Annotated in this window: 23 protein-coding genes; 10 read left to right on the forward strand and 13 right to left on the reverse strand. The window is 35.2% G+C overall.

Annotated elements, in window-relative coordinates; genetic code table 11:
- Positions 1-196: 196 nt before the first annotated feature.
- The 5 genes from AC061C_RS10580 to AC061C_RS10600 all read left to right on the forward strand — a co-directional run bounded on the left by AC061C_RS10580 (position 197) and on the right by AC061C_RS10600 (position 4,676).
- Complete coding sequence (locus AC061C_RS10580; RefSeq protein WP_478291145.1) at positions 197-1,069, forward strand: aldo/keto reductase; 873 nt, start codon at positions 197-199, stop codon at positions 1,067-1,069.
- A gap of 41 nt (positions 1,070-1,110) precedes the next feature.
- The gene (locus AC061C_RS10585) at positions 1,111-1,866 is read left to right on the forward strand and encodes an SDR family NAD(P)-dependent oxidoreductase (protein ID WP_478291146.1); all 756 of its coding nucleotides are present in this window, start codon (positions 1,111-1,113) and stop codon (positions 1,864-1,866) included.
- 84 nt (positions 1,867-1,950) lie between these two features.
- Positions 1,951-3,090, forward strand: a complete 1,140-nt coding sequence (locus AC061C_RS10590; RefSeq protein ID WP_478291147.1) for an ATP-binding protein — start codon at positions 1,951-1,953, stop codon at positions 3,088-3,090.
- Between the two features lie 321 nt (positions 3,091-3,411).
- Positions 3,412-4,137, forward strand: a complete 726-nt coding sequence (locus AC061C_RS10595) for a metallophosphoesterase family protein (protein WP_478291148.1) — start codon at positions 3,412-3,414, stop codon at positions 4,135-4,137.
- A gap of 41 nt (positions 4,138-4,178) precedes the next feature.
- On the forward strand, positions 4,179-4,676 hold the full coding sequence (locus AC061C_RS10600) for a DUF6646 family protein (RefSeq protein ID WP_478291149.1): 498 nt from the start codon (positions 4,179-4,181) through the stop codon (positions 4,674-4,676).
- 74 nt (positions 4,677-4,750) lie between these two features.
- Here AC061C_RS10600 and amaB read toward each other — a convergent pair whose 3' ends face one another.
- The 3 genes from amaB to AC061C_RS10615 all read right to left on the reverse strand — a co-directional run bounded on the left by amaB (position 4,751) and on the right by AC061C_RS10615 (position 8,340).
- Complete coding sequence (gene amaB, locus AC061C_RS10605) at positions 4,751-6,304, reverse strand: L-piperidine-6-carboxylate dehydrogenase (protein WP_478291150.1); 1,554 nt, start codon at positions 6,302-6,304, stop codon at positions 4,751-4,753.
- A 296-nt stretch (positions 6,305-6,600) separates the two neighbouring features.
- A complete protein-coding gene (locus AC061C_RS10610) occupies positions 6,601-7,140 on the reverse strand; it encodes a 3-hydroxyanthranilate 3,4-dioxygenase (RefSeq protein ID WP_478291151.1) in 540 nt (179 codons plus the stop codon).
- Positions 7,141-7,239: 99 nt separating this feature from the next.
- The gene (locus AC061C_RS10615) at positions 7,240-8,340 is read right to left on the reverse strand and encodes an endonuclease/exonuclease/phosphatase family protein (RefSeq protein ID WP_478291152.1); all 1,101 of its coding nucleotides are present in this window, start codon (positions 8,338-8,340) and stop codon (positions 7,240-7,242) included.
- A gap of 257 nt (positions 8,341-8,597) precedes the next feature.
- Between AC061C_RS10615 and AC061C_RS10620 the strand changes: the two genes are divergently transcribed.
- From AC061C_RS10620 to AC061C_RS10635, 4 genes are all read left to right on the forward strand, one after another.
- Positions 8,598-9,494, forward strand: coding sequence for a S66 peptidase family protein (locus AC061C_RS10620; RefSeq protein ID WP_478291172.1), 897 nt, complete (start codon positions 8,598-8,600; stop codon positions 9,492-9,494).
- Positions 9,495-9,587: 93 nt separating this feature from the next.
- Positions 9,588-9,971 carry a lipocalin family protein gene (locus AC061C_RS10625; protein WP_478291153.1) on the forward strand — a complete coding sequence of 128 codons (384 nt, stop codon included), beginning with the start codon at positions 9,588-9,590 and terminating at the stop codon, positions 9,969-9,971.
- Between the two features lie 169 nt (positions 9,972-10,140).
- A complete protein-coding gene (locus tag AC061C_RS10630) occupies positions 10,141-10,500 on the forward strand; it encodes a YraN family protein (RefSeq protein WP_417945674.1) in 360 nt (119 codons plus the stop codon).
- Positions 10,501-10,608: 108 nt separating this feature from the next.
- Entirely contained in the window at positions 10,609-11,265 is a 657-nt protein-coding gene (locus AC061C_RS10635; protein WP_395047192.1) for an aspartate kinase, read from the forward strand.
- Positions 11,266-11,364: 99 nt separating this feature from the next.
- Here the strand turns inward: AC061C_RS10635 and AC061C_RS10640 are convergent, their stop codons facing one another.
- The 4 genes from AC061C_RS10640 to AC061C_RS10655 form a co-directional block, all read right to left on the reverse strand.
- Positions 11,365-12,132, reverse strand: coding sequence for an SDR family NAD(P)-dependent oxidoreductase (locus AC061C_RS10640; RefSeq protein WP_478291154.1), 768 nt, complete (start codon positions 12,130-12,132; stop codon positions 11,365-11,367).
- Between the two features lie 100 nt (positions 12,133-12,232).
- Positions 12,233-13,162: a helix-turn-helix domain-containing protein gene (locus tag AC061C_RS10645; RefSeq protein WP_478291155.1), complete on the reverse strand. Its 930-nt coding sequence runs from the start codon at positions 13,160-13,162 to the stop codon at positions 12,233-12,235.
- Between the two features lie 130 nt (positions 13,163-13,292).
- The gene (gene mfd / locus AC061C_RS10650; protein ID WP_478291156.1) at positions 13,293-16,661 is read right to left on the reverse strand and encodes a transcription-repair coupling factor; all 3,369 of its coding nucleotides are present in this window, start codon (positions 16,659-16,661) and stop codon (positions 13,293-13,295) included.
- Complete coding sequence (locus tag AC061C_RS10655; protein ID WP_478291157.1) at positions 16,654-17,259, reverse strand: hypothetical protein; 606 nt, start codon at positions 17,257-17,259, stop codon at positions 16,654-16,656. The genes mfd and AC061C_RS10655 overlap by 8 nt, the downstream gene beginning before the upstream one ends.
- A 384-nt stretch (positions 17,260-17,643) precedes the next feature.
- On the opposite strand from AC061C_RS10655, the gene AC061C_RS10660 reads away from it, so the two are divergent.
- On the forward strand, positions 17,644-18,582 hold the full coding sequence (locus AC061C_RS10660; protein WP_478291158.1) for an L-threonine 3-dehydrogenase: 939 nt from the start codon (positions 17,644-17,646) through the stop codon (positions 18,580-18,582).
- Between the two features lie 55 nt (positions 18,583-18,637).
- Here AC061C_RS10660 and AC061C_RS10665 read toward each other — a convergent pair whose 3' ends face one another.
- The 6 genes from AC061C_RS10665 to AC061C_RS10690 all read right to left on the reverse strand — a co-directional run bounded on the left by AC061C_RS10665 (position 18,638) and on the right by AC061C_RS10690 (position 26,664).
- The gene (locus AC061C_RS10665) at positions 18,638-19,030 is read right to left on the reverse strand and encodes a hypothetical protein (RefSeq protein ID WP_478291159.1); all 393 of its coding nucleotides are present in this window, start codon (positions 19,028-19,030) and stop codon (positions 18,638-18,640) included.
- 13 nt (positions 19,031-19,043) lie between these two features.
- Positions 19,044-20,912 carry a M1 family metallopeptidase gene (locus AC061C_RS10670; protein ID WP_478291160.1) on the reverse strand — a complete coding sequence of 623 codons (1,869 nt, stop codon included), beginning with the start codon at positions 20,910-20,912 and terminating at the stop codon, positions 19,044-19,046.
- A gap of 61 nt (positions 20,913-20,973) precedes the next feature.
- Positions 20,974-22,605, reverse strand: a complete 1,632-nt coding sequence (locus AC061C_RS10675) for a S8 family peptidase (RefSeq protein ID WP_478291161.1) — start codon at positions 22,603-22,605, stop codon at positions 20,974-20,976.
- A gap of 177 nt (positions 22,606-22,782) precedes the next feature.
- Complete coding sequence (locus AC061C_RS10680) at positions 22,783-24,444, reverse strand: hypothetical protein (protein ID WP_478291162.1); 1,662 nt, start codon at positions 24,442-24,444, stop codon at positions 22,783-22,785.
- Between the two features lie 6 nt (positions 24,445-24,450).
- Entirely contained in the window at positions 24,451-25,590 is a 1,140-nt protein-coding gene (locus tag AC061C_RS10685; protein ID WP_478291163.1) for a hypothetical protein, read from the reverse strand.
- 216 nt (positions 25,591-25,806) lie between these two features.
- Positions 25,807-26,664, reverse strand: coding sequence for an MBL fold metallo-hydrolase (locus tag AC061C_RS10690; RefSeq protein WP_478291164.1), 858 nt, complete (start codon positions 26,662-26,664; stop codon positions 25,807-25,809).
- Positions 26,665-26,782 lie beyond the last annotated feature (118 nt).

Genomic DNA, 26,782 nt, shown 5'->3' on the forward strand with positions numbered 1-26,782 from the left:
CCTTGTATTGAATGCCTACTTTTTGATGGTGCAAATTGAATTTTTTTTTAGAAGTAAGATGTTAAAAAATGGTTAAAACTTCAATAAAATAGGTAATTTTAAGGACTAATTGTGATACAATTTTTATATTTTTAAGAACTTTGAATAATATACACTGAAACAACATAAATACGAATTTGAATAACAAATAAAAACCATGAGCAAAACAAATTTATCTCCCATTGTAGCGGGTGTCATGAATTGGGGAGTTTGGGATAAAAATCTCAATACCAAAGAAATGGAAAACATGATTAATGTGTGTCTAGAGAATAAAATTACCACCTTTGATCATGCCGATATTTACGGAGATTACACCACCGAGGCTGACTTTGGAAAAGCATTTTCTTCCAGCAAAATCGCTAGAGAAAAATTACAATTCATATCCAAATGTGGGATCCAAATGGTTACCGAGAACCGTAAAAACAGTATTAAACATTACGAATATTCTAAAGAGTACATCATTTGGTCTGTTGAGAATTCCTTAAAAAATTTACATACAGATTATTTAGACGTTTTTTTACTCCACAGACCTAGTCCATTAATGCGTGCAGATGAAATTGCAGAAGCAGTTTTAAAACTGCAATCAGACGGGAAAATTATTGATTTTGGGCTGTCTAATTTTACTACCTCACAAACTGAATTAATTCGTCAAACAACAACCGTATTATTCAATCAAGTGCAATTTTCTGCCACTCATTTTGAACCGATGGTTGATGGAAGTTTTGATTATATGCAAACCAATGGCATTCGTCCGATGTCCTGGAATCCGCTAGGTTCCGTTTTTAGAGAAGACAATTCACAAACCCGACGTATGAAAAAATTACTTGCAACTTTAGTATCAAAATACCACCTAGGATCTGATTCTATTTTACTTTCATGGATTTTAAAACATCCTGCACAGGTGATTCCTATTGCAGGAACGGTAAATGTAGCCCGTATTCAATCCTTGATGAAAGCGGTCGAATTAGAATTAGACCAAGAAGATTGGTTTGCTATTTGGACCGAAAGTATTGGCAATGACGTAGCCTAGTAAAGCGTTCAGATTACCTTTAGAATCTAAAACAAAAAAACATGATTAAAACAGCCTTAGTAACTGGAGCTACCAGCGGAATTGGTAAAGCAACAGCTCAAATATTAGCTCAAAACAACTACAAAATTATTCTTTGCGGACGCCGTGAAGACCGCTTGGAAGAGGTCAAAAAAGAACTTTCGGCTTTCACAGAAGTGCACACCTTAACCTTTGATGTTCGGGACAAAAAAGCGGTTTTCGAAAGTATTAATTCGTTACCACAAGCCTTTTCTACGATTGATGTTTTGATCAATAATGCAGGAAATGCACATGGTTTAGACCCGATACAAAATGGTGATTTAGACGATTGGGATGCCATGATTGACATCAATGTCAAAGGACTTTTGTATGTTTCTAAAGCTATAATTCCGCAGATGATTGAACGAAAATCAGGTCATATCATTAACATTGGCTCTATCGCAGGTAAAGAAGTATATCCAAATGGAAACGTTTATTGCGCCTCAAAACATGCTGTTGATGCCCTGAATCAGGCGATGCGAATGGACCTGAATCCGTATGGGATTCGTGTGGGAGCCATACATCCTGGAGCTGTAGAAACTGAATTTAGCGAGGTGCGTTTTAAGGGCGATACTGAAAGAGCAGCTAACGTTTACAAAGGATTTGAGCCTTTGCACGCTAAAGATATCGCTGATATAATTCATTTTGTAGTTTCTAGACCGTATCACGTAAATATTGCTGATTTGATAGTATTGCCAACTGCACAAGCGGCTGCAACGATCTTGAAAAGGGATATTTAAAATTGATTTTTAGATCGTTAGATTTTTAGACAAGATAGATAATCTAAAAATCCAACTGTCTAATAAATATAAAAATCTAATTGTATGATCAACAAACGTCTTCTTATTAAAAACTTGCTCGCTCATAACGATGAAAGTAGTTTTTATGATAAAAAGCGACAGTTGAACTTACACTCTCGTGAGGGAAAAGCTAAGTTTTTAAAACACATTTGCGCACTTTCTAATTCCAATCCTACTAACAATTCTTACATCGTCGTAGGTGTTGAAGATCAAGACAATACTATCGTAGGCGATGATTTTTTTGATGATAGTAGGATTCAGAATTTAGTGAATGCTTATCTAGAAAATCCTCCCGAAATTCAGTATGAAAATGTCCCTTTCCCAAATTTATCTAAAGATAAAGTTGTAGGGCTGGTTACCATCAAGCCAAAGAGCAATACGTCCTATTTTAAAAAAGGAATTCACACCATTCCTGCTAACAGTATTTTTACAAGACGAGGCAGCAACACGATGCCACTGGAAGGTGAAATAGATAAAAATTACCAAAATACAGAAACCGTAATTGGCATTGAAAATAACTCCCGAAATAGCATTGAATATACCCTCGATGGAGTGATTGATTTCATGAATTTCCGCCACAAAGATATGGGGCCAAAATACAAAGTTTTCAAAGAATTATTTGTGATTTGCTGGGCAGGAATCGCCAAAAAGTCGCGTGACAAAACCTATTTATCTCGTGTTGATATTGAATTGATCAACGAACAAATTAAGCTTTTTTATTCTGCTCAGGATGTAGTTGAAATCATTTTTGATGAGGATACTTTTACCATTATTGAATACGTCCCATTAGGTTTGAATGATAAAACAAGCTATTATCCGTTAGAAAAACAAACCATCCACTTTCACGATAATGGGTATTATAAAATTGAACGTGAAATATTGTTTAAACCGCCAGAATTCAACAAAAAAATGCTTTTTCACATTTATAATTCCAATATTGCTTTGCTGAACAAACTGCAAAAAGGAATTTCATTGTCCGAGCGGGAGCACAAAGATTTAGAGAATTTACCTTCCACTTTTATGATATGTTACCTCAACGGTTTTGAAGAGGCCAAACAAAAGTTGATTGATGCCAAAGTGCTTTTAAAACCTTTCACACCCGTATACTTATCTTTTAAAGAAGCTTTACGAATATTGAGAAAAATGAAGTATGATGTGCAGTGAAGAATTTATTATGATATTAAATCATTGCAATTAATTCTTGTAAAAACTGACAAATCATTTGAACTAAAAGAATCGATAACGCTAGAAGTGTTCGCATTTTAGAGGTTTTTAATGTTCTGTAAAGTTAATCTTAAAAAACGATAAATCCATCACTAAAAACAGTGATATTTCTCTTTGTCACTAAAAAAAAAATGTTCCATAAATTCTAATCTAAAAAAAATAACCTAAAAAATTGTACGTCCCACTCTTTTACTTATTTTTAGCATATAAAAACAACCTCTTTTATTGGGTTGTTTTAAACTGACAAAATAAAAATTATAAATGAGAACACTCGTCATAGGCGACATACACGGCGGTTTAAGAGCCTTGCACCAAATATTAGAAAGAGCTAAAGTTACTACTAAAGATACGCTTATTTTTCTGGGAGATTACGTTGATGGCTGGAGTCAATCGCCTCAAGTACTCGATTTTATAATTGATTTAAAAACCAAACAAAACTGCATTTGCATTCGTGGCAATCACGACGATCTATTATTGGAATGGCTTGATGAAAGTAAAGACAATCTGTTGTGGTACAAACACGGCGGCGAAGCGACGGTTTTGGCCTACGAATCCGTTAGTGTAGAAACGAAACAAAAACATATTGAATTTTTGAAATCCTTAGAAAATTATCATCTGGACGAGCAACGTCGTTTGTATGTTCATGCTGGTTTTACCAATGTGAATGGTGTTGATTATGAATATTTCCCTGGACTATTTTATTGGGACAGAACCTTGTGGGAAACGGCATTGGCATTAGACAAAACCATGGCAACAGATAATATTTTCTACCCCAAACGTTTTACTTTATATAAAGAAATTTACATTGGTCACACTCCTGTTACCCGAATAGGAGAGAATACCCCCGTTCAAAAAGCGAATGTTTGGAATGTAGATACTGGTGCCGCATTCAAAGGGCCACTAACCATTATGGATGTTGACACTAAGGAATTCTGGCAAAGCGAACCGTTGACTCAGTTGTATTTTGATGAAAAAGGAAGGAATTAGTTTTTATTGAACTATTTTTGCAACCATTTAAAGACTTAAATATGAAAAAGAGTATTACAGTACTAGTATTATTGGCCGTTGGTTTGATGCATGCACAAGCCTTTAAAGGAAAAGGAGATGTTAAATTTGATGTAGGCGCTAACTTTCAAGAAGGAGGATCTGGAATTCGTGTTTCTGCTGATTTTGGACTCGGAGAAAACATGTCATATGGGTTTGCTACTTCTTATTTGTTATCGGTTTCTAATGATGATTTAGGAAATAAACCAGAATTTGATGATCGTATTGACGCGAAGGTTAGATTCAATGCGAACTTAGGAAATGTATTTCAACTCGACGAAAAAATGGATCTTTATCCTGGATTGAATTTGGGTCTCAGAAATTTTGGTGCACACTTAGGATTGCGCTATTTCTTTACGGAAGGATTTGGAATTTTTACCGAAGCTGGTATTCCTATCGCTAGTTATAAAACAGATGCCATAGGTTTTGACAAACTAAATAACCAATTTACATTTAATATTGGTGCTTCTTTCAACCTGTAGGTAACTCATTTATATAAATCAAAAAAGGCAATTTGAAATATTCAAATTGCCTTTTTTAGTTTGTTCTATTTAATCTACAAATCAAATTTAATTCCTTGTGCTAAGGGCAAGCTTGTGGTGTAATTGATGGTATTGGTTTGACGACGCATGTATACCTTCCAAGCATCAGATCCCGACTCACGTCCGCCACCTGTTTCTTTTTCTCCTCCAAAAGCACCTCCAATTTCGGCACCTGAAGTTCCAATATTTACGTTTGCGATTCCACAATCAGATCCTACAACCGACAAGAACAATTCCGCCTCACGCAAATTATTGGTCATGATTGCAGATGATAAACCTTGAGCTACTCCGTTTTGAATAGCAATGGCATTCTCTACAGTTCCTGAGTATTTCAATAAATATAAAACGGGTGCAAATGTTTCGTGTTGTACAATTTCAAAAGTATTCTCGGCTTCGGCAATTGCTGGTTTTACGTAACAACCACTCTCGTAACCTTCGCCGGAAAGCACGCCTCCTGCTACTAATATTTTTCCGCCTTCGGCAACAACTTTTGTTAAGGCATTGTTGTACATTTCAACTGCATGAGTATCAATAAGTGGTCCCACATGGTTGTTTTCATCTAAAGGATTTCCGATACGCAGCTGACCATAGGCTGAAACCACAGCATCTTTCACTGTATCGTAAATACTTTCATGAATAATTAATCGACGTGTCGAAGTACAACGTTGTCCAGCGGTTCCTACTGCTCCAAAAACAGCACCTATAACTGTCATTTTGATATCAGCATCTGGTGTTACAATAATGGCATTATTCCCACCCAATTCTAATAACGATTTTCCAAGGCGACCCGCAACTGCTTGCGCTACGATTTTCCCCATACGAGTAGAACCAGTAGCCGAGATTAACGGTACACGTCTATCATTAGTCATCATTTCCCCTACTTTATAATCTCCGTTTATTAAACATGAAATTCCTTCTGGCAAATTATTTTCTTTGATTACTTCGGCAATAATATTTTGACAAGCGATACCACAAAGTGGTGTTTTTTCTGATGGTTTCCAAACACAAACATCACCACAAATCCATGCTAAAGCCGTGTTCCAAGCCCAAACGGCTACTGGAAAATTAAACGCTGAGATGATTCCAACAACCCCCATTGGATGGTATTGCTCATACATACGGTGACCTGGACGCTCAGAGTGCATAGTCAATCCATGTAATTGACGAGAAAGACCCACTGCAAAATCACAGATATCGATCATTTCTTGCACTTCGCCATAGCCTTCTTGCAATGATTTTCCCATTTCATAGGAAACTAATTTACCGAGTGCTTCTTTATTTTTACGCAATTTTTCTCCAAACTGACGCACAATTTCCCCACGTTGTGGCGCTGGCATTGTCTTGAATGTTTTAAAAGCTTCGGTTGCTGTTTGCATTACTTTCTCGTAATCTGCAGCAGTAGTTGTTTTTACTGAAGCAATACGTTGACCGTCAACTGGCGAATAACTTTCTAAAATTGCTCCGTTAGAAAAATTATTTATCCCTGTTGATGTTCCCTCGTTTATGGATTGAACGCCTAACTGCGCCAATGCTTCTTTCATTCCGAATTGATCTGCTATTGTTATCATTGTAACTTTTCTATTAAAAATTGTTATATTTTTTCACAAATATATTGATTTGACTTGAAATACAACCTAGTGTCGCTTCAAATTTGCTTTTTTATAGTCCAAAAAAATTATTTCAAAATCTACTTGTATTCCTCTTTCTTTTGTCTAGAAAAGTTGCATTGGCGATCTAAACTGAAAACAAAATAAACTCGTTTACGAATTTTAATTTTTAGCCCCGGTAGTAGCGGCATCCTTTTATGACTGCTTTTGCAGGAATAAAAGATACAGCGAATGACGGGAATAGCTCCCAATGAAAGTTAGTCTTTGGATACAAATTTTGGATCGGCTTCCATGATTGTGCCACAAGAATCACAAGTTCTCAAGGCAATTGAGTTATAGAAATGTTTAAAATGCGGCAAGAAATCTTTTTCGATATCTTTTAGCTCAAATTTTACTTCGTACAGTTTGTGGTTGCAGTTGTCGCAGTGCCATAAAAGTCCGTCCGAAAATCCTTTCCCAACTCGTTTGCGTTCGATTACTAAACCTATTGAACCCGCTGAACGCACTGGAGAGTGAGGGACATTGGCAGGATGCAAATACATATCGCCCGCGTGGAGTTCCATTTCCTTGCGGACACCCTCTTCTTGAATAACAATTTTTATGGAGCCTTCTAACTGATAAAACAATTCTTCTGTTTCGTTGTAATGGTAGTCTTTACGGGCATTTGGCCCTGCAACAAGCATTACAATGTAGTCTCCAGATTCTTGGTACAAATTTTTGTTCCCAACAGGTGGTTGGAGTAAATGACGGTTTTCGTCGATCCATTTATTGAGGTTAAACGGTTGTGCTATTGCCATTTTTATGAGTTCAAAGTTACTAAGGTACTAAGGTACTAAGATTTTAAATTATAAGCCATACTAATTTTCTCAATAGCATGAAACCTGAGTGGCTGTGTATCATTTTTCTTTAATTAAATAAATATAAACTGGGAAATGATCGCTGAATCCTATTTCGGTGTTTGAATGTCGAAGCGGATAGCCTTTATATTGTCCGGTTGTTTGTATCAAAAAAGACTTGTTGTAAATTCCGGCTTTCCAGAACCGATAACTGGAATAATCAGGTTGTATCAAGGTTTCAGAAACCATGATCTGGTCAAAAATATCCCAAGCATCACGAAAGGCAATGGTTCCAAAACCTTTTTTGGCCATATCCTCGAATGGATTGTAGATTCCAAGCTTAGGTACATCTGCTTTTTTGGCTTTGGCGCCAAGAGCAACTTTGACACTTTTATTGTATGCCCCATCGTTCAAATCGCCTAGTGTTATAATTTTTGCCTGTGGATTTGTACGTTGTAGAGAATCGATTATTTTTTTGTTTAAGGTTCCGGCTGCTTCCCGAAACGGGCTTGATTTTTTTTCGCCACCAGACCGTGATGGCCAATGATTGACGATGATATTAATTTCCTCACCCTCCAGAAATCCAGTTACAAGCAATTGATCTCGCGTATATACCCGATAATTTTTTGTGCTTACTTGCAATTCATCATCTGTTTTTTCTTCGGTATTGGCCTTTTCAATTTCATTTTTGGCACTTGCATTTTTAAAGATATACAAAGGAATAGTGCTGTAACTGGTGGGTTGGAATTTCTTTTTTTGATACAAAAGCGCCACATCAATGCCTCTTTTATCAGGCGAATCAAAGTGAATGATTCCGAATTCTTTCTCAATAAGTTTGGGTTGCTTGACTAAATCTTCCAATACGCCCCTATTCTCTATTTCGCAACCCCCAATAAAAGTAGGTGCATCAGGATTTTCTGCAGAACCAATTTCGGCTAAGACACGAGCAAGGTTAGTAAGTTTTTTTTGGTATTTATCATAGGTCCAACGCTGCAATCCTTTGGGAGTCCATTCTTCATCAAAAGTATCAGGATCGTTTATGGTGTCAAAAAGATTTTCAAAATTATAAAACGCAACCGTATGAATGTTGTATTTTTTTGATTGTGCAAGCGCTTGGGTGATCGTAAAAAGGTAAAAAAGAACCCAAACTATTTTTCTCATAAACAACACTTTTAATAAAAATTGACCCTACTAACTGTTCTCTATAAAAATAGTCATTTGCATTGAACTTCACGTTATATTCTAATTGCCTATCTTTGATTTTATCAAAACAATACACCAAAGTAAGCAATATTTTAGAAAAGTTATACAGCATGAATCAAAATCGATTTCCTTTTACCAACCATAATCTTATTTATTATCGCCTGCTTTTGCTTATTTTTATTTTTCAATCGTTAAACAGTCAAGCACAAAAACACATGATTACACCACCCAATTTACAAAAAGGAGATACCATTGCAATATTGGCTACAGCCCGAAAAAATGTAGAAGATAATTTAAAACCTGCTATCGATTTGCTACACAATTGGGGACTTGAAGTAGTAATAGGAAGCACAATTGGACTAGACAACAACCAGCTCGCTGGAACAGATGAGCAACGAGCAGCCGATTTTCAGCAGCAATTAGACAATCCAAATATCAAGGCGATATGGTGTGTAAAAGGCGGTTATGGAACGGTTCGAATAGTTGATTTGTTAGATTTTACTGCTTTTAAAAAACAGCCCAAATGGATTGTTGGTTTTAGTGATGTGACCGTTTTACACAATCATTTAAATACGTTGGGGTTTAAATCCATTCACGGAATTATGCCGATAACTGCTCCAAGAGCCACAACGCAAGCCATTGAAACACTGCGAAAGGCATTGTTTGGAGAAAAACTATCCTACACTGTTCCTCCTTTTGAGAAAAATAAAACAGGAAAAGCTTCCGGAGAATTAGTTGGCGGGAATCTATCTATTTTGTACAGTTTATTTGGTTCGCCATCAGCAATTGACTGTTCTGATAAAATCTTATTTATTGAAGATTTAGACGAATATTTGTACCATATAGATCGAATGATGATGAACTTGAAACGCAATGGATGTCTGGAAAGTATTAAAGGAATTGTGGTAGGTTCCATGACCAAAATGAAAGATAATGACATTCCTTGGGGCAAAAACGCCATTGAAATTATTGAAGATGTAACCAAAAAATACAACATTCCCATTTTATATAATTTCCCTGCGGGTCACATACAAGACAATAGAGCCTTGATTTTGGGGCATACAGTAACGCTAAATGTTCAGGAAAAAGGTGGAACGCTTACCTTTGAATAATGAGTTTTAAATGGTAAAACTATGATTACTGATAGTAGTTTTTTAACAGTAATGTTGCTTCAGAAGTGTAAATTCAATAACTTAATGCAATAAATGAAAAAAATCATTTTATATCTAGCAGCAATATTTTTACTATCATTCACTACTCAACACTTTTCTGAAAAGGATCTAATTGGAAAGTGGAAAATAGTTAGAGTGGAAAATAGTCTTGGGTCTGAGATTGGGTCGTCAGCTTTTAGAAATCAAACATTTACTTATAAAAAGAATTATACAATCGTTCATTTTAATCCAGAAAATCCATTCTTAAAAGAAGAAACAGGAAAGTGGGAATTAGTAAAAAATATAATCTTTCAATATGATGAAGGAGAAAAGCCGGAAGTATATGGAGAAATTTTAAAGTTAAATGACAAAGAATTTATAGTAGTTCAAACTCGGGAAAAAGTTGTAACTAAAATCTATTTTAATAAAATAAAATAAAAATACTAACGATAAAACATGCTACTAGCAATTTGAGTATAAGACTTAATTTGAAAATGGTTTATATTTGGAAGATTTAGCTAAACCGAATAATGGGCTTAATTAATGCCCAAACTGTGTCTAGCGAGGGGACGGATCATGTTATAAACTAACAACTGAATACTTTTTCATGGCTGAACACAACGAACTTGGCAAATTAGGAGAAGAAATGGCTGTCGAATTTCTACGAAAAGACGGCTATACTATCTTACAAACCAACTACACTTTTCAGAAAGCAGAAATTGATATTCTTGCCCAAAAAGAAAACACACTTGCTGTTGTAGAAGTTAAAACGCGTTCTTCTTTGGAATTTGGATTGCCTCAAGATTTTGTTAAACCAAAAAAAATCCAGCTTCTTGTTAAAGCCGTTGATGCCTTTGTAAACGAAAGAGATCTCGATATTGAAGTGCGTTTTGATATCATAGCCATCAATAAAGAAGGCAACTCCTTTGTAATTGAGCATCTTATTGATGCGTTTTATCATTTTTAGTGTTATTTTGTTGTTGTTATATTTGTAACAAATTGTTTTTTTATTTACATTTGTGTCTAATTTGCACACAATTTATGTGTAAAACAACAACCAACTAAAATTTACATCATGAAAACCGTTTCTTCTATCGTTGAAAACTACATCAAAACAAAGCCCTTTTTACTAAATGCATTATCATTAGGCATTATCAACTTGACCTCATTATCAAGAAATATAATGACGGAATTAGAAAGTGATTTTGGCAAAGAGGTGAAACAAGGTGCCGTGGTGATGGCGTTAAAACGACTAACGGAGGAATTAGATTTTAGACTGAATCATAAAATTAATAAGGTTATCAAAAACATTGGTGAAATCACAGTTCGTTCTGCCTTGACGGATTATACCTTTGCTGCATCAGATACTGTACTAAACAAACAAGCCGACTTAATTACAGATATTAATTCGCTTCCTGATATATTTTACACCTCATCCAGAGGGGTAAATGAAACGAATATAGTTGTTAGTAATAGCGTCAATCACTTGGTAGACAAACATTTTGCTACTGAAAAACTGATTCAGAAATTAGATAATCTGGCTTCAATAACCGTAAAATTACCCAAAGAAAACATAGTTGTTCCAGGGATTTACTACTTCATTTTTCAGCGTTTGGCTTGGGAAGGAATTATTATCAACGAAGTAATTTCGACTTCTAATGAGTTCACAATTTTAGTAAGCGAAGAACAGGTTGATGTGGCTTTTAAAGTAATTAAGGATTTGAAGAATTAAGAAAAATATAATTATGTATAAAGCTTCCAGCCTTTTGAAGGCTGGAAGCTTTTTACATAATTATATTCCGTTACTGTATTTCTAAACAGCAGCTTAAAATTACAAATTCGTTCCTCCCGAAACTTCTAAACGTTGTCCATTTACCCATTTAGCATCATCGGTACACAAAAAGGCAACTACGCTTCCAATATCATCTGGCAAACCTACTCGTCCTAATGCCGTCAACGAAGCAATCATTTGATTTAATTGCTCATTATCCCTAACTGCACCTCCGCCAAAATCAGTTTCTATTGCGCCCGGAGCCACTATATTGACTCTGATTTTTCTTTCTCCCAATTCTTTCGCTTGGTATTTAGTCAGGGTTTCCATCGCGCCTTTCATACTCGCATAAGTTGAATATCCTGGAAATGAAAAACGGGTCAATCCTGACGAAATATTTACAATTCCACCACCATGGTTTAGTAGATCCAAAGCTTTTTGAGTCAGAAAAAAGGGTCCTTTGAATTGAATATTAACCAAATCATCAAATTGAGTTGTACTTGTTGTCGCAAAACTTTCGTGAAGACCAACACCAGCATTGTTGATTAAAAAATCCATTTTTTCAGCACCAAAAGTGTTTTTTAAAGCGCTCGCTACATTTTGAAAAAACAAATCAAAACTACTCACATCGGCAACATCCAATTGAATGGCTGCTGCTTTTTGTCCCATTTTTTCGATTTCGGATATAACATCATCCGCTTCTGCTTTTTTGCTGTTATACGTTAGGATTACATCAAGCCCTTTTTTGGCAAGACTTAAAGCCATGTCTTTTCCTAATCCGCGGCTTCCTCCGGTAACTAATGCTATTTTACTGTTCTTGATTTCCATGTTTAAATAGTTTTAAATTAATACTTCAAAATTAATTCCGATGTAAGGCTTGTCAATTGTAAATATCAATCCAGAGTTTGCAAAATTCAAATCAAATTACTTAAACCCTAAAAGATATAGGTGTCAAAGTTGTTTGCTTTTTGAAAAAATTAGAAAAATGTGCTAACTCTTCAAAACCAAGTGAATAGGCGATTTCCGAAATGTTCCAATCGGTTTCTTTTAAAAGTATCTTAGCTTCATGAATCAATCGCTCACTGATTAATTCAGTTGTAGTTTTACCTGTGTTCTCTTTTAAAACTTTATTCAAATGGTTCACATGCACGGACAAACGAGCTGCAAAATCTTTGGCTGATTTCAATTCTAATCGTTGACGAGGTGAATCAATTGGGAATTGTCTTTCCAATAGTTCCACAAACAAGGAGGATACTCTGGCTGCCGAATTGTGTTTTGAATACAAGGCGGTTATAGGTTGCAATTTCTGTCCAAAGTGTATTAACTCCGCCACATAATTCCGAATCAAATCGTATTTATACACATAATCAGAATTGATTTCTTTATGTATCTTTTTGAATATCAGGTCAATTTTTATTGCATCCTCATCAGAGAGTTCAAAAATAGGATAGCCATCTGATTTAAAAATAGGAAGCTCGTCAAGTACAATTCCGCTTTTATCTTTTGTTAAAAACTCGCTCGTAAAAACACAAAAATTTCCCGACTGTTGCGTGTCTTGAGGGACATAATGATAAGGAATTTTTGGCGTAGCAAATAAAAGAGCATTCTTTTCAATGTCAATTGTTTTATCTGCATATTCAGCTCTGTTTTTTCCTCGTATCAAGCTTATTTTATAATACGCTCTCCGGTCATAAGGCATAAATGACTTATGCTTTAGCCTTTCATAAAGTTCTTTGATACTAAAAACATTGAAATGACCAATTTCTTTTTGAATACCTTTTGGCAATAATTTACTCGGATCTGTAACAGAGTCTCCAGAGATTTCCTGGTAAAACTCATCTATTGATTTTAATTTCATTGAGAATGAATTTGTAAAAATCAAATATAAGAAATAAAAAAACCAATCATAGTAAGATTGGTTTTTTTACAATTAGGATCATTTACAAATTAAGAATCCGTCAAGAAATACTTAACAGTAAAATCCTTTTTTATTCTCCTCCCAACATCTCCATAAATTCTAGCGCTGTTCTAGTGTTTTTTACATTGTCAAAAGTTAATAGCAATCGCAAACCAGCCGGAGTTTGTTTTTCTTTCATTTTGCAAATAGAACTGTTTTTTTGCACAAACTGCAAGACTTGATGAAAACGTTTGGATTGATAGTAATCTGATTGTTGATCCGAAATAAAATACCCAATCATCTTGCCTTGTTTCATCACTAATTTTTCGATTCCAATGCGAGTGGCAATCCATTTGATGCGAATGCTATTCATTAACGCTTTGGCACGAGGCGGCATTGGACCAAAACGGTCTATCAACTTGTTTTGGAAGGCCACCAATTCCTCTTCGTTTTTTACAGTACCTAATTCATTATACAAACTCAACCGTTCCGATACATTATTGATGTACTCATCCGAAAACAGCAATTCAAAATCGGTATCAATTTGTAAATCTTTGACGTATTCTTTGGTTTCTATGTTGCTTTCCTCGGGATATAAATCCTTGAATTCATTTTCTTTCAATTCATCAATCGCTTCATTCATGATTTTTTGATAGGTATCAAAACCGATTTCGTTGATGAAACCACTTTGCTCTCCTCCTAATAAATCTCCGGCACCACGAATCTCCAAATCTTTCATCGCAATATTGAATCCGCTTCCCAACTCGCTGAATTGCTCCAAAGCCTGAATTCGTTTTCTGGCATCATCCGTCATCGCAGAATAGGGCGGACAAATAAAATAGCAAAACGCTTTCTTGTTGCTACGTCCTACTCGACCTCGCATTTGATGTAAATCAGACAAACCAAAATTATTGGCATTATTGATGAAAATCGTATTGGCATTTGGTACATCTAATCCACTTTCGATAATGGTAGTTGCCACCAAAACATCAAATTCGCCGTTCATAAAAGCCAACATCAGCTCCTCTAGTTTTTTTCCGTCCATTTGTCCGTGACCAATACCTACTCTAGCATTGGGCACCAAACGTTGAATCATCCCAGCTACTTCCTTAATGTTTTCAATGCGGTTATTGATGAAAAAAACTTGTCCGTTTCGCTGTATTTCATATGAAATCGCGTCGCGAATCACTTCTTCGCTAAAACCAACTACATTCGTCTCAATAGGATATCGATTGGGTGGTGGCGTAGTAATTACAGATAAATCACGCGCAGCCATTAGTGAAAACTGCAATGTTCTTGGAATTGGCGTTGCCGTTAAAGTTAACGTATCGACATTTGCAGCAATCGTTTTCAGTTTGTCTTTTACATTGACCCCGAATTTTTGTTCCTCATCAACAATCAATAATCCAAGGTCTTTGAAAACCACATTCTTATTGACTAATTGGTGCGTTCCAATCACAATATCGAGTTTACCTTCGGCTAATAATTTTAGTGTTTCGGCTTTTTGTTTGGCGGTTCTAAAACGGTTTAAATAACCAACAGAAACCGGCATATCTTTCAATCTTTCGGTAAAAGTTCTGTAATGTTGGTACGCTAAAATTGTTGTAGGAACCAATATCGCAACTTGCTTGCTATTATCAACTGCCTTGAATGCAGCTCTAATAGCAACTTCTGTTTTTCCGAAACCTACATCTCCACAAACCAAGCGATCCATCGGGCGATCACTTTCCATATCGGCTTTAACTTCTGCCGTAGATTTGGTTTGGTCTGGGGTATCTTCATATATAAACGAGCTTTCCAGTTCGTTTTGTAAATAACTGTCGGGCGCAAACTGGAATCCTTTTTCGAGTCTTCTTTTAGCATACAACTGAATCAAGTTGAATGCAATATGTTTGACTCTAGCCTTGGTTTTTTGTTTTAAAATCTTCCAGGCATTCGACCCCAATTTGTAAATTTTGGGAGGCGTTCCGTCTTTTCCGTTGTATTTTGAAATTTTGTGTAGCGAATGAATACTCACATACACAATGTCATTATCGGCATAAACGAGCTTGATGGCTTCTTGTGTTTTACCTTCGACTTGAATTTTTTGCAACCCGCCAAAACGTCCAATTCCGTGATCAATGTGCGTTACATAATCGCCTACAGAAAGTGTCGTCAATTCTTTTAAAGTGATATTCTGTTTTTTCGAATAGCCGTTTTTGATGCTGAATTTATGGTAGCGTTCAAATATTTGGTGATCCGTGTAACAAGTAATTTGGTTTTCATCGTCAACAAATCCTTGGTACAAAGGCAATACAACCGTGTGGTATTGCTTTCGTATATTCTCAGAATTGGCTTCGTCTAAAGTTTCAAAAATATCATGAAAGCGTTTGGCCTGAGCATCATTAGAACAAAACAAATAATTTTTATAGCCGTTGAAATGATTTTCACTTAGATTATTCAACAATAAATCAAATTGTTTGTTGAACGACGGTTGTGGCTGAATGTGAAATTCGAATTTTTGGGTAGTTCTGAAAATCGCTTTTGTACTCCATTCGACTATAGAAAAATCCAACGCTCTTTTTATGAACTGGGCTTGATTTAAAAACAATTGTTCAGGAGTTGAACGCTTAATTTCCTGAGACAATTTTGCGAAAGCTTCTTCGGCCTTGCCAAATTGTTTGTCTAATTGTGCTAAAAAATCTTCTGTGTTCTGAATGAAGATTACTGTTTTCTCCGAGATATAATCTAAGAAACTTTCTCTGTTTTCCTGAAAAACTTTGTTTTCAACATTGGGGATGATCGTAATCTTCTTTTGCGTTTCAATAGACAATTGCGTGGCTACATCGAAGGTTCGGATGCTTTCTACTTCATCTCCAAAAAATTCGATTCGGTACGGATTATCATTCGAAAACGAAAAAACATCTACAATTCCTCCGCGTACAGAAAATTCTCCAGGTTCGGTAATAAAATCAACTCTTTTAAACTCGTATTCAAACAATACTTCGTTGATAAAATCAATTGAAATTTTATCTGCCACAGCAACTTTCAACGTGTTTTTATCTAATTCCTTTCGAGTCACCACTTTCTCAAATAAGGCTTCGGGATAAGTGACAATAACGGCTGGTTTCTTGCGGGAATTGATTCGGTTTAACACTTCGGCGCGAAGCAAAACATTCGCATTATCTGTATCTTCGATTTCGTAAGGACGACGAAAAGATCCAGGGTAAAATAGTACATCTTGCTCGCCAATCATCTGTTCCAAATCGTTCAAGTAATACGCAGCTTCTTCTTTATTGTTCAAAACAATTAAAAAAGGAAGCTCTGCTTTCTTGAAAATCGACCGAATCACAAATGAAAATGAAGAACCTAGAAGTCCTGTAAGATGCATTTTGACTTGTTTGTTTTCTACTAAACGAGCAACTATTTGCAGGGTTTTAGGCGAATTATCGTAGGTAGTGTATAAAGCTGTTTTACTCAACGCGTGGAATGTTTGGGTCTATTTTAGGTGTATTGGGAATGGCTCTTGAAGTGTCCATCATTCTTAATAAATCAGATTCTCCTTCTTCAATTGGAATTTTACTTTTCTCGACAATTTTATCCATTTGACGTTGTAAGGACACCAATTCTAAGTTAATTTCAGCTACGAGTTGCGTCACTTTTTTATCTGGAATGTTATCTAAATGAATGTATAAATCCAACATTTGTACTTTAGTGATCAAAGTTCCTATTCTGCTTCGTATTTGCGGTTTATCGTATTGAATAGGAATTTGGGCTGTAAGCGCCATAACTTTTTTAGTCAATGCTTTTGATTTTTGCTGAAAAGCGGCAATCGTTTTTTTAGGTTTTTGTGCCAATTCTGCTAAAAAAATTCGCCACTCGTTCCAACTCGACAAACTATTTTCAGAAGCTTCGGTCACTGGCGTGTCATAAAAAATCCAGCCTTTTTGTATATTTTTTAAAATTACTTCTTTTTTCTGTACCTCTTTCCTGTTTTCAGCAAAGCGTTTTTGATCCTCGTTTTTACAAGAGAACAAAACCAAAATAAGAGAACAGCAAACGGCTAATTTATATTTCATTTTTAATTTCATTAAAGCACAAAGTTACAAACTAAATTTACAATAATGAATTCCAGAAATGGGGAATACTTTCATTGCTGAAACTCACTAAAAGGAACTTAAATTAGTTCGTAAAATGAAAAATAAAGAAACTAAAAATGCCATTTCAGTACTGTATATAATCTAAGATTATGAAAACTTTTTGGTAATTATTTAAAAAACGGTTTCCTGATTATTCTTTAAAATTATCATTTCGATAACTCATTTGCATTTATACCCTTTATAAAAAGCGAAAACCGACTAAACCATTTCTATTTTAAAACTATTTTAAGAATTTTTTAAACTTTTCTATCAAAACTAATTTACTGACGAAAACGTTATATTTGTTTTTCAAAACAGATAACGATGAGTACTAAAATATTAATCATAGGCGCTTGTGGCCAAATAGGAACAGAGCTTACGCAAAAGTTACGCTCGATTTACGGAACCGAAAATGTAATTGCATCAGACATTAGAAAATTAAATACCGATGTAGTTAATTCGGGTCCATTTGAAGTGGTGAATGCACTGGATTTTAATCAAATTGAGCATTTAGTTGAAGTACACCAAATCACCGATGTGTATTTAATGGCGGCACTTTTATCGGCAACAGCCGAAAAAAACCCAGCATTTGCTTGGGATTTGAATATGAACTCCTTGTTTCATGTTTTGAATTTGGCGAAAGCCGGAAAAATAAAAAAAATATTTTGGCCTTCGAGTATTGCCGTTTTTGGACCAACAACTCCTAAAGAAAATACGCCTCAATATACGGTAATGGAACCTTCAACGGTCTACGGAATCAGTAAACAAGCGGGCGAAAGATGGTGCGAATACTACCATAATATCTTCGGAGTAGATGTAAGAAGCATCCGTTATCCTGGTTTAATCAGTTGGTCGTCTCCTCCTGGTGGCGGAACTACAGATTATGCTGTGGATATTTTTCATAAAGCACTAGCCGAAAAAAAATACGAGTGTTTTTTATCATCAGAAACTAAAATGCCGATGATGTATATGGATGATGCGATTGCGGCAACCATAAAAATCATGCAAGCTTCTGTAGAAGAAATAAAAATTAGATCTTCATACAACTTGGCAGCTATGAGTTTTACACCTACTGAGATTGCTGCCGAAATCCAGAAACACATTCCTGAATTTACCATCACTTATGAGCCGGACTTCCGTCAAAAAATTGCAGATAGCTGGCCTGCGAGTATTGATGATGCAAGCGCACGTGAAGACTGGGGATGGAAGCATGAATTTGATTTAGAATCAATGACTACAGATATGCTCGAGCATTTGAAGTAAAATATCTAGAATAAAAAAATGCCGCAAAATTTAGGTTTTGCGGCATTTTTTATATTTATTTTTTATTTTTAACGAGTAGCGCTTGCAGCTCCTTGTATTCTCTCTCCGATTGTATTTCGCTTAAATCTCTTATTTTCCCGTTTTTCAATTCTAGAAAATATTTTTTTCTACCAAACGAAACACGCTCCTTGATTCCCTCTATTTGAACTAAAGGAATTTTGTCAGCAGCTGTTTTTTTAAAAAAATAAAGATACAACCCAATGGCGGCCACCACACCTAAAACTAACCAAATTATTTTCATAAGTCCAAAAGCAATTTGAGGATTGGATAAATTTAAAATTACATTGATAAAAGTTATGATGAGTAGCAATCGTACAATAAGAAAATGGCTCTTTTGACCGTCTGTAATTTCGAGTGAAGCAGTTGCTTGATTGTATTTGAATTTCATGTAAAATCAACTTCTATTTAAAAACGTTATTCTCTTTTTTAACATCAGCCATTAAAGAACTCGGATCGATAGTGATGCTTTTTATTGTCGACTTTGCTTTAGGAATGCTAAGCTCATACGTTGGATACGCCCAAGCCCAATCATTCAAAACCGTTCTTTTCACTCCTTGATTCGGGTTTGGTTTTTCGAAACTCATCATTCGCAATGGAACGTAAAAACTTTCCATGGTTCCATCATTATATTCCACCAATAAATCAATTGGCATTGGCATTCTACCAATTCGCTCCAAAACTACCTTTGTTTGCCCGGCATTTTCGGTTACTTCTTTAATGCCGTAATCTATGGTGTTCGTAGTTTGTGTCCAATCAGTCAAGTACCAATCTAAGTTTGCTCCAGAGATTCTTTCGGCCGATCTTTTGATATCATTTGGTGTAGGATGTTTGAATTTAAAATCGCTGTAATATTTTTTCAACGTCTTCATTACATTCTCTTTTCCTATTAAATACATCAATTGGGTTAGGAACAATTCGCCTTTACTATATGATGTTATGCTGTACACTCTATTTTCGTCAAAACGATCCGCGTGTGTTCCTTGAGGCAATTCCTTTCCTGAATTTACCATAGAAAAATAACCTGTATACGCACCCGAAAATGGGTTTTCTACTTTTTTATCGGCTATTTCGTTCAGTCCAAAATCTTCTAAAAATGAAGTAAATCCTTCGTCCATCCAACCGTGCTTCGATTCGTTTGAAGCTAACACATGCTGGAACCATGAATGCGCCATTTCGTGTGCCGTTACACCAAGCAAACCTTCAAATGTGCCTTGTCCTAAAATCAGCGTACACATGGCATATTCCATTCCGCCATCGCCTCCTTGAATTACGGAGTACTGCTTGTATGGATAATCGCCAACAGTTTTGTTGTAAATCTCCATTAACTGTACTGTTTTTGGTTGTAAATTTTTCCAGTTCTGAATAAATTGTGGGTTGTTTTTATACAAGAAATGGATGTCGACACCATTAGGTCCTTTCGCCACATCGTGAATATAATCCTTATCTGCTGCCCAAGTAAAATCATGAACCATGGGTGCATTAAAATGCCAAGTCAACGTTTTTGCTTTCTTTGGCACATTGACCACAACCCCTTGATCTTGGTAACCAAAACCAATTTCATTTTTGTTTTGTAAGTAGCCCGTACCGCCTAGAACGTAGTTTTTATCGATCGTGATTTTTACATCAAAATTTCCCCAAACACCGTGAAATTCTCTGGCGATGTAAGGATCTGCATGCCAACCTTCAAAATCAAATTCAGCTAGTTTTGGATACCATTGTGACATTGATAATTCTACACCTTCGGCATTATTTCGACCGGAGCGACGTATTTGAATAGGAACTTGTCCATCAAAATCTAATGTGAATGTTGTTTTTGAATTTGGTAAAATAGGTTGAGCCAAAGTAACCTCTAGAATAGTTCCTACCTCTTTTGCAACAGCAACTGCACCATCTTGTTTGAAATTAGCAATTCGCAAATATCCAATTTCATTTGGTTTCAAGTTTTTGATACGACTTTCTTTAACTTCCTTATCACCCACTTTTATTTTAGTGACCATTCTTCCGTCTGGATCTTTGATGCTTTGAATTCTCGCATCCATTTCGCTTCCTTGTTGGAAAGCATTATTAAAAAGATGGTAATATACTTTTCTTAATGTATCTGGCGAATTATTGGTATAAACCAATTCTTGTTTTCCTTTGTATTGGTAGGTTTTTACATCCATGGAAACCTCCATTTTGTAATCTACATGCTGTTGCCAATAGGTATTGCTTTGCGCAAACAAACTCGTAAAACTTACTGTTAAAAACGAAAATAAAACTATTTTTTTCATAATTAGTTGAAATAAAAATGGAAGGACTATTTGTCCTTCCATGAATTAAATTTTTAAAATGTTACTTTTTGGACATTTTTTCAGCCATCAATAAAGCATTGTAGGCATTTACAATTTTACCAGATTTGGATAATGTTGCAAAAGAACGAACATCTCCAACTTTACCTCCAACAATTACATCGGTTGTGATAGCAACACCAGATTCCATCAAGATATATTTTACTTGCTTAGCTGTCAATTTCGGATAATAGGAACGAATCAAAGCAGCAACTCCAGCGGTATTAGGCGCAGCCATTGATGTACCTTGTAAATATTGGTATTCGTTGTTTGGAGTGGTTGCATAAATTTTTACTCCCGGCGCAAAAACATCTACATTCAGTTTCCCGATGTTTGAAAAACGAGCCACAACTTTGTCTCCGTATTCAAAATTTAATGCTCCAATCGTAATTACATTATCCGCAAACTCTTTTACTTTATCCTCAGAGTCATTTGGGAAATTCTCAGCAAAATCAATATCTTTTGCGTCATTTCCTGCAGCATGTACAAACAATACATCTTTTTTCTCTGCATATTTTAAAGCATCATACACCCATTGTCTGTGCGGTGAAAAGCTTTTTCCAAAACTTCCGTTAATTACTTTGGCACCATTATCAACAGCATAACGTATCCCCAATGCAATGTCTTTATCATACTCATCTCCGTCTGGTACGGCACGAACAGTTAAAATTTGAACATTATTGGCAACTCCGTCTCCACCTAAATTGTTGTATCTAGACTGAGCCACAATTCCTGCTACGTGCGTTCCGTGAAGGATTTCGTTTTTGTCTGGACCCATTACATTATTATTACCATATTTAGTATCGGTAATATCGTTAGGATTATCGCCTACAACTTTACGGTAATCTGTTTTAAGATTGTCACCATTAATAAGGGCCTCTTGCGCCTCTTTTTGTTTTTGAACCGCTACCTTAAGTTCAGCAACTGGTAATCCATACCCTAACATTTGTAGCATTGTAGCTTTACTTTTAAGCAAGTCCTGATCTTGAGTGTCAATTGTCTTCACCTCATCAACAGTATATACCGCTTTGCCCAAATGTTTTGCAACAGCGGCATCACTTGATGCTAGTGTTTCAATCATTTTTGTAGATCGTTCTTTCACTGTAGCTGCCTCAGCAACTTTTTTGTCATTTAAAGCCTTGGCTTCTTGGTATGTTTTTTCATCTACCAATGATTTATCCTTGATGATTCTTTCGTATTCCAAATTTTCCTTAGTACTGTCTCCCAAGAAATTCCAACCGTGCATGTCATCAATATAACCGTTTTTGTCATCATCAATTCCGTTACCCGCAATTTCTTTGGCATTGGTCCAAAGTACTGATTTTAAATCCTCGTGTTCTATATCAACACCAGAATCTACGATACCTACAATAACGGGCACCCCTTTTTTTCCTTTTAGCAATTCAGCGTATGCTCTGTCAACACTCATTCCAGGAATGGTATCGGTTACAATATCTAGGTGACTCCAGCGTTTCAAATCGTTTTCAGCAAGTGGTGCTTTTTTCTTAATATTTAAGGGAGCTGTTATTGCAGTAAAACTTGACGTACTAGCACTAGTTACTTGTTTTGCTGTTCCACATCCAACCAATGCTAAAAAAGCAAAAGCAGAAATGTAAATGGGTTTAATGGTATTCATTCGTTTGTTTTTATTAATTTTTGAAATATTTGACTAAAATAATTGATTTTGTCAAACAAATAAAAGGATTAACAGTACATTAAGAAAATATAAACGAAGTTTTTATTTGATAAGATTCAAAAAAATAAAAAAAGCTACCCTTTACAGGTAGCTTCGATCTTGTGTTTAATTGCATTATTAATTACCGCACATTGCTGTATAATCATCAAACATCTTGATGTAAGTTTCTTTATTTTCAAAATTGTAAAGTCCATTATTGATGTTTTCAATCATTTTAGGACAATCTGAGAAATACTCCCTTAATTCTTTTTTTCTACCAATTAAAACAGCTGGACTGAAAAATTCATCTTGAATTTGCTTCTTCAAAACATAAGCATCTTGAGGGAAAAACTCATGAAATACTGATATTTTTTCTCCTTTTTTAATTTCTTCAAACAAAGAATATCTTTTTGTATTTACATCAGATGTAAGACCTACGCCTTTACCTGTTTGACCAGCTATGTAGAAATGACCTTCATTATCTTTGATAGTAACCACTTTTTTCAAGTTAGTACGTTCTGGTTTTTTCTGTCCTTCAATGGTAATTCTAACTGTACTTTTATCCGAACCAATCCCATTTGCTAGAGCACGAAGAGCTGAAACTTGCGACTCTGTTCTTAAGTCTACCATCTCCGGATAATCACTAATAATTCTTACTTTACCTTTAAAAGCCTTACCGTCTACATCTACAACTTCACCATCAAATTCAGCATATCTAAAAGCCGTTGCAGCCTTTTTGTATGATGGTAAATTAGGCTCTGTTTGCATCGCCTCTAACGTAGTCGCTTTTTCTGTGGTTTTTTTGTATGTATCAATATTAGCAGCGAGGTTTGTTAAAAAAGGATGGTGTGTACGCATTCCTAAAAAGCTTTTTTCATTTTCCTTTACTCCATCAAAATATTTTGAAGCTTCTTCAACTTGACCTAAGAGTAAATTGGTTGTGGCCAAATTATAATAAGCGCTAAAACGAACTTTTTTCTGAAGGTCTTCGTCATTTTTATCTTCAAAAGCTAAATATTCTTTCCAATAGTCTTGAGCTTCTCCAAATAAACTTGGCCAATCCGCTCTATCTACATCGACTAAAGTTGGTAGTACTTGAACCGATTGATTGAACTCATCTGGATTAAAAGTTGATTTTGATTTCTTTTTCTTCTCAATATCAAAATAACGCAAACCAGAAACTTCTGGACCATACAAATAGAAACCTTCGAACTCTTCTAACATCGAGTAGAAATTATTAGTCAATATTTTTATTACTAAAGCTTCATAACTATACATTGGATCTGTTACATACATATTAACTTTTGGACTTGTATACCTTTTATAAATAACCTTGCCCGTTTTATCCATAATCTCAAGGTTAGACTCCATGCCTAAATAATATGCTGGAGATTTTTGATAATAGGTTTGTACGTAATCTTCGTCATTAATAGACTCAAATCGGGAAACAGTATATTTAATTTTAAAGTCTCCATCATTCGTTTTTTTCAAACCTGAAATAAAGAAGATGTTATTTATTTTTTCACTTGAATATGGAATTTTTCTAAATCCGAAACTATCTTCAATACCTGTTGATAAATCTAGTTTGATTTCATAGGTTTTATAGTTGCCATATTGTTTGTCAACAGGAGACTCAGGACCTCTTAAATTCAGGGTGTTTTTTCTTTCTTCATCTTGACCTACTGTAGTGCCAGATCCCTCTACTTTACTGATCATTTTACCCAGTGAAAACTGACTGTACGCATTACAACTTAGTATTGTAAAGACACTTGTTAAGGCAAATTGTGTAATTTTTTTCATTAGTGATTAATTTAAGGTTGGGTTATGTGTTGATTTTGTATTTGCAATTTTGAAATCTTCTAACAACCTATTAGCACGATTAATTAATTCTCTACCATCTGCCTTGTCATAGTCGTTCAAAATTAACTTTTCTGCCTCTACTATTGTCTTTTCTGGTTCGTCTATTAACAAGTAAATCACTGCTAAGTTATAATAAGCTGAGTATCTCATTTTACGAGCTGGCTTACTATCATCAGTATATTTTGTCTTTAAGGAGTCAAAATACTCTATTAACGGCTTCATATTGCCTTTTAAATCCTCAATTGGCTGATCCGCTCTCATAGTTTTAAACAAAGCTCTTACCGCCTGTATAGCCTCGATTTGGGTGGCACCCTCGTCATTTTTAGCATCTAAAATCCATAAATTTTGATTCGTGCTGATGGCTTTATAACCATATAAATCATTAATTCCAGTAATAAAATTGTTGTTCACAGCGGTAACATAGTCCCTTAAAGTTTTGTCGTGAAATGCTCCTTTATTCAAATAAAAGTCTTTCATTGCTGCTTTTGGTTCATCAAATTCTTTGGATTTTACTGAAATTTCTTCATCATAACTCCATTTAAATCCTCCATTAGTAGCTGAACTATCCTTTTTTACAACTGCATTTTTTAAAAATCTGTTTGTACTTGCTACTGCTGCCTGTTTGGCTTTTGCCTCTTCAACTTGTTTTGCTGTTATCTGATCTACTCTCCTTGGTCCAACTATTTTTGCATATCCTCTGCCTGAATATGTTGCTAAAATATAGTGGTATTCTCTGCGGCTCGTCACTTTACCTTGTCGGTCTCTAGTTTCTTCCACGCGTATTTCTGGTGTTATTCGTCTTTCTACAAAGTCTTCAATGTTGAGCTCCATTTTTACAGTTGGATTTTCATCTGTTTTTTTCCATCCATAAATTTTAATATTGTCGTTTAAAGTGACTCTGTTTGTATACGTTTGTATTTTACCCCCAAGTTTTACCTCTGATGCAAAAGATCTTTTTTCAAAAGGCACTGGCTCTTTTGGAAGTTGCTGATAACTTACATCAAAGTAAAAACGATCTAAGTCTACTTTTTGTGCTGAAATAGTAACAGAAACCAAAAACAACAAAAAAATTAAAGTTTTTTTCATAAGTGTATTTTTATAAATTCGAGACAAACCTATTTATTATATTCAAGAAAAACAACTTATTCTCTTACTAAAGTTTTAAGAATTAAATAATTAAAGATTGCTTAATCTTTTAGAATTATCAACCCATTTTTTAAAATACTAAACAAAAAAATCAACTCCAAAAAAAATCCCCTATTACTACTGTAATAAGGGACTTGCTTTTTTGAAAATGGTGCCTTAAAAAATTTCGTCTGTTGTATAAACCTCCTTGAACCGAACGCCTTTTTCTGTGTTTTGCACTGTAATGATCTCATTGTGGGCATCATGTTCTAAAAATAAATAGTAATTATTATCTGCAGCATCTTGCAGAAACTTTGCTTTTTCAGGCATTGTCAATAAAGGTCTGGTGTCATAGCCCATAACATACGGAACCGGAATATGTCCTGCTGTGGCCAATAAATCGGCGCAAAAAACAATTGTTTTATCCTGATATTTCAAACGCGGAATCATTTGTTTTTCGGTATGTCCATCAGCAAAGAAAATTCCAAAACCCAGTTCTGATTTTTCAAGAAAATCGCTTTCAGGTCTTTTTATAAAATGCAATTGGCCACTTTCCTGCATGGGTAAGATATTTTCAGACAAGAACGAAGCTTTCTCTCTAACGTTTGGTTTTGTTGCCCATTCCCAGTGGTTTTCGTTGGTCCAAAATTTAGCATTTTTAAAGGCTGGTTCATAACCCGTTTTGTCTTTGTTCCATTGTATACTTCCTCCGCAATGGTCAAAATGCAAATGCGTCATAAACACATCCGTAATATCATCTCTGTGAAAACCGTATTTAGCTAGTGAATTATCTAAGGAGTGGGTTCCCCAAAGCGAATAGTACCCATAAAATTTTTCAGACTGTTTGTTTCCCATTCCGGTGTCTATCAAGATCAATTGGTTACCATCTTCAATTAATAAACAACGTGCTGCTATGTCAATGAGGTTATTGGCATCGGCTGGATTGGTTTTGTTCCAAATAGTTTTTGGTACCACGCCAAACATTGCGCCACCATCTAACTTAAAGTTACCCGTTTCTATTGGATATAATTTCATATTGTATAAGGTCTTGTTTTGCAATAAAATTAAGCATATTTATTGATACCATACTTAAATTGAGTACAAACAAATTGCACCCAAACCAATACACAACTGAGGTGTACTGGTTTAAGTG

The organism is Flavobacterium sp. GNP010, from assembly GCF_056428945.1.

Coding starts and splice junctions, on each gene's coding strand:
- AC061C_RS10620 (WP_478291172.1), top strand. CDS start 8,598: ATGATTACACCACCCAATTTACAAAAAGGAGATACCATTGCAATATTG.
- AC061C_RS10660 (WP_478291158.1), top strand. CDS start 17,644: ATGAGTACTAAAATATTAATCATAGGCGCTTGTGGCCAAATAGGAACA.
- AC061C_RS10690 (WP_478291164.1), bottom strand. CDS start 26,664: ATGAAATTATATCCAATAGAAACGGGTAACTTTAAGTTAGATGGTGGC.
- AC061C_RS10645 (WP_478291155.1), bottom strand. CDS start 13,162: ATGAAATTAAAATCAATAGATGAGTTTTACCAGGAAATCTCTGGAGAC.
- AC061C_RS10655 (WP_478291157.1), bottom strand. CDS start 17,259: ATGAAATATAAATTAGCCGTTTGCTGTTCTCTTATTTTGGTTTTGTTC.
- AC061C_RS10595 (WP_478291148.1), top strand. CDS start 3,412: ATGAGAACACTCGTCATAGGCGACATACACGGCGGTTTAAGAGCCTTG.
- AC061C_RS10590 (WP_478291147.1), top strand. CDS start 1,951: ATGATCAACAAACGTCTTCTTATTAAAAACTTGCTCGCTCATAACGAT.
- AC061C_RS10615 (WP_478291152.1), bottom strand. CDS start 8,340: ATGAGAAAAATAGTTTGGGTTCTTTTTTACCTTTTTACGATCACCCAA.
- AC061C_RS10665 (WP_478291159.1), bottom strand. CDS start 19,030: ATGAAATTCAAATACAATCAAGCAACTGCTTCACTCGAAATTACAGAC.
- AC061C_RS10600 (WP_478291149.1), top strand. CDS start 4,179: ATGAAAAAGAGTATTACAGTACTAGTATTATTGGCCGTTGGTTTGATG.
- AC061C_RS10670 (WP_478291160.1), bottom strand. CDS start 20,912: ATGAAAAAAATAGTTTTATTTTCGTTTTTAACAGTAAGTTTTACGAGT.
- AC061C_RS10625 (WP_478291153.1), top strand. CDS start 9,588: ATGAAAAAAATCATTTTATATCTAGCAGCAATATTTTTACTATCATTC.
- amaB (WP_478291150.1), bottom strand. CDS start 6,304: ATGATAACAATAGCAGATCAATTCGGAATGAAAGAAGCATTGGCGCAG.
- AC061C_RS10630 (WP_417945674.1), top strand. CDS start 10,141: ATGGCTGAACACAACGAACTTGGCAAATTAGGAGAAGAAATGGCTGTC.
- AC061C_RS10585 (WP_478291146.1), top strand. CDS start 1,111: ATGATTAAAACAGCCTTAGTAACTGGAGCTACCAGCGGAATTGGTAAA.
- AC061C_RS10675 (WP_478291161.1), bottom strand. CDS start 22,605: ATGAATACCATTAAACCCATTTACATTTCTGCTTTTGCTTTTTTAGCA.
- AC061C_RS10685 (WP_478291163.1), bottom strand. CDS start 25,590: ATGAAAAAAACTTTAATTTTTTTGTTGTTTTTGGTTTCTGTTACTATT.
- AC061C_RS10640 (WP_478291154.1), bottom strand. CDS start 12,132: ATGGAAATCAAGAACAGTAAAATAGCATTAGTTACCGGAGGAAGCCGC.
- AC061C_RS10610 (WP_478291151.1), bottom strand. CDS start 7,140: ATGGCAATAGCACAACCGTTTAACCTCAATAAATGGATCGACGAAAAC.
- AC061C_RS10680 (WP_478291162.1), bottom strand. CDS start 24,444: ATGAAAAAAATTACACAATTTGCCTTAACAAGTGTCTTTACAATACTA.
- AC061C_RS10635 (WP_395047192.1), top strand. CDS start 10,609: ATGAAAACCGTTTCTTCTATCGTTGAAAACTACATCAAAACAAAGCCC.
- AC061C_RS10580 (WP_478291145.1), top strand. CDS start 197: ATGAGCAAAACAAATTTATCTCCCATTGTAGCGGGTGTCATGAATTGG.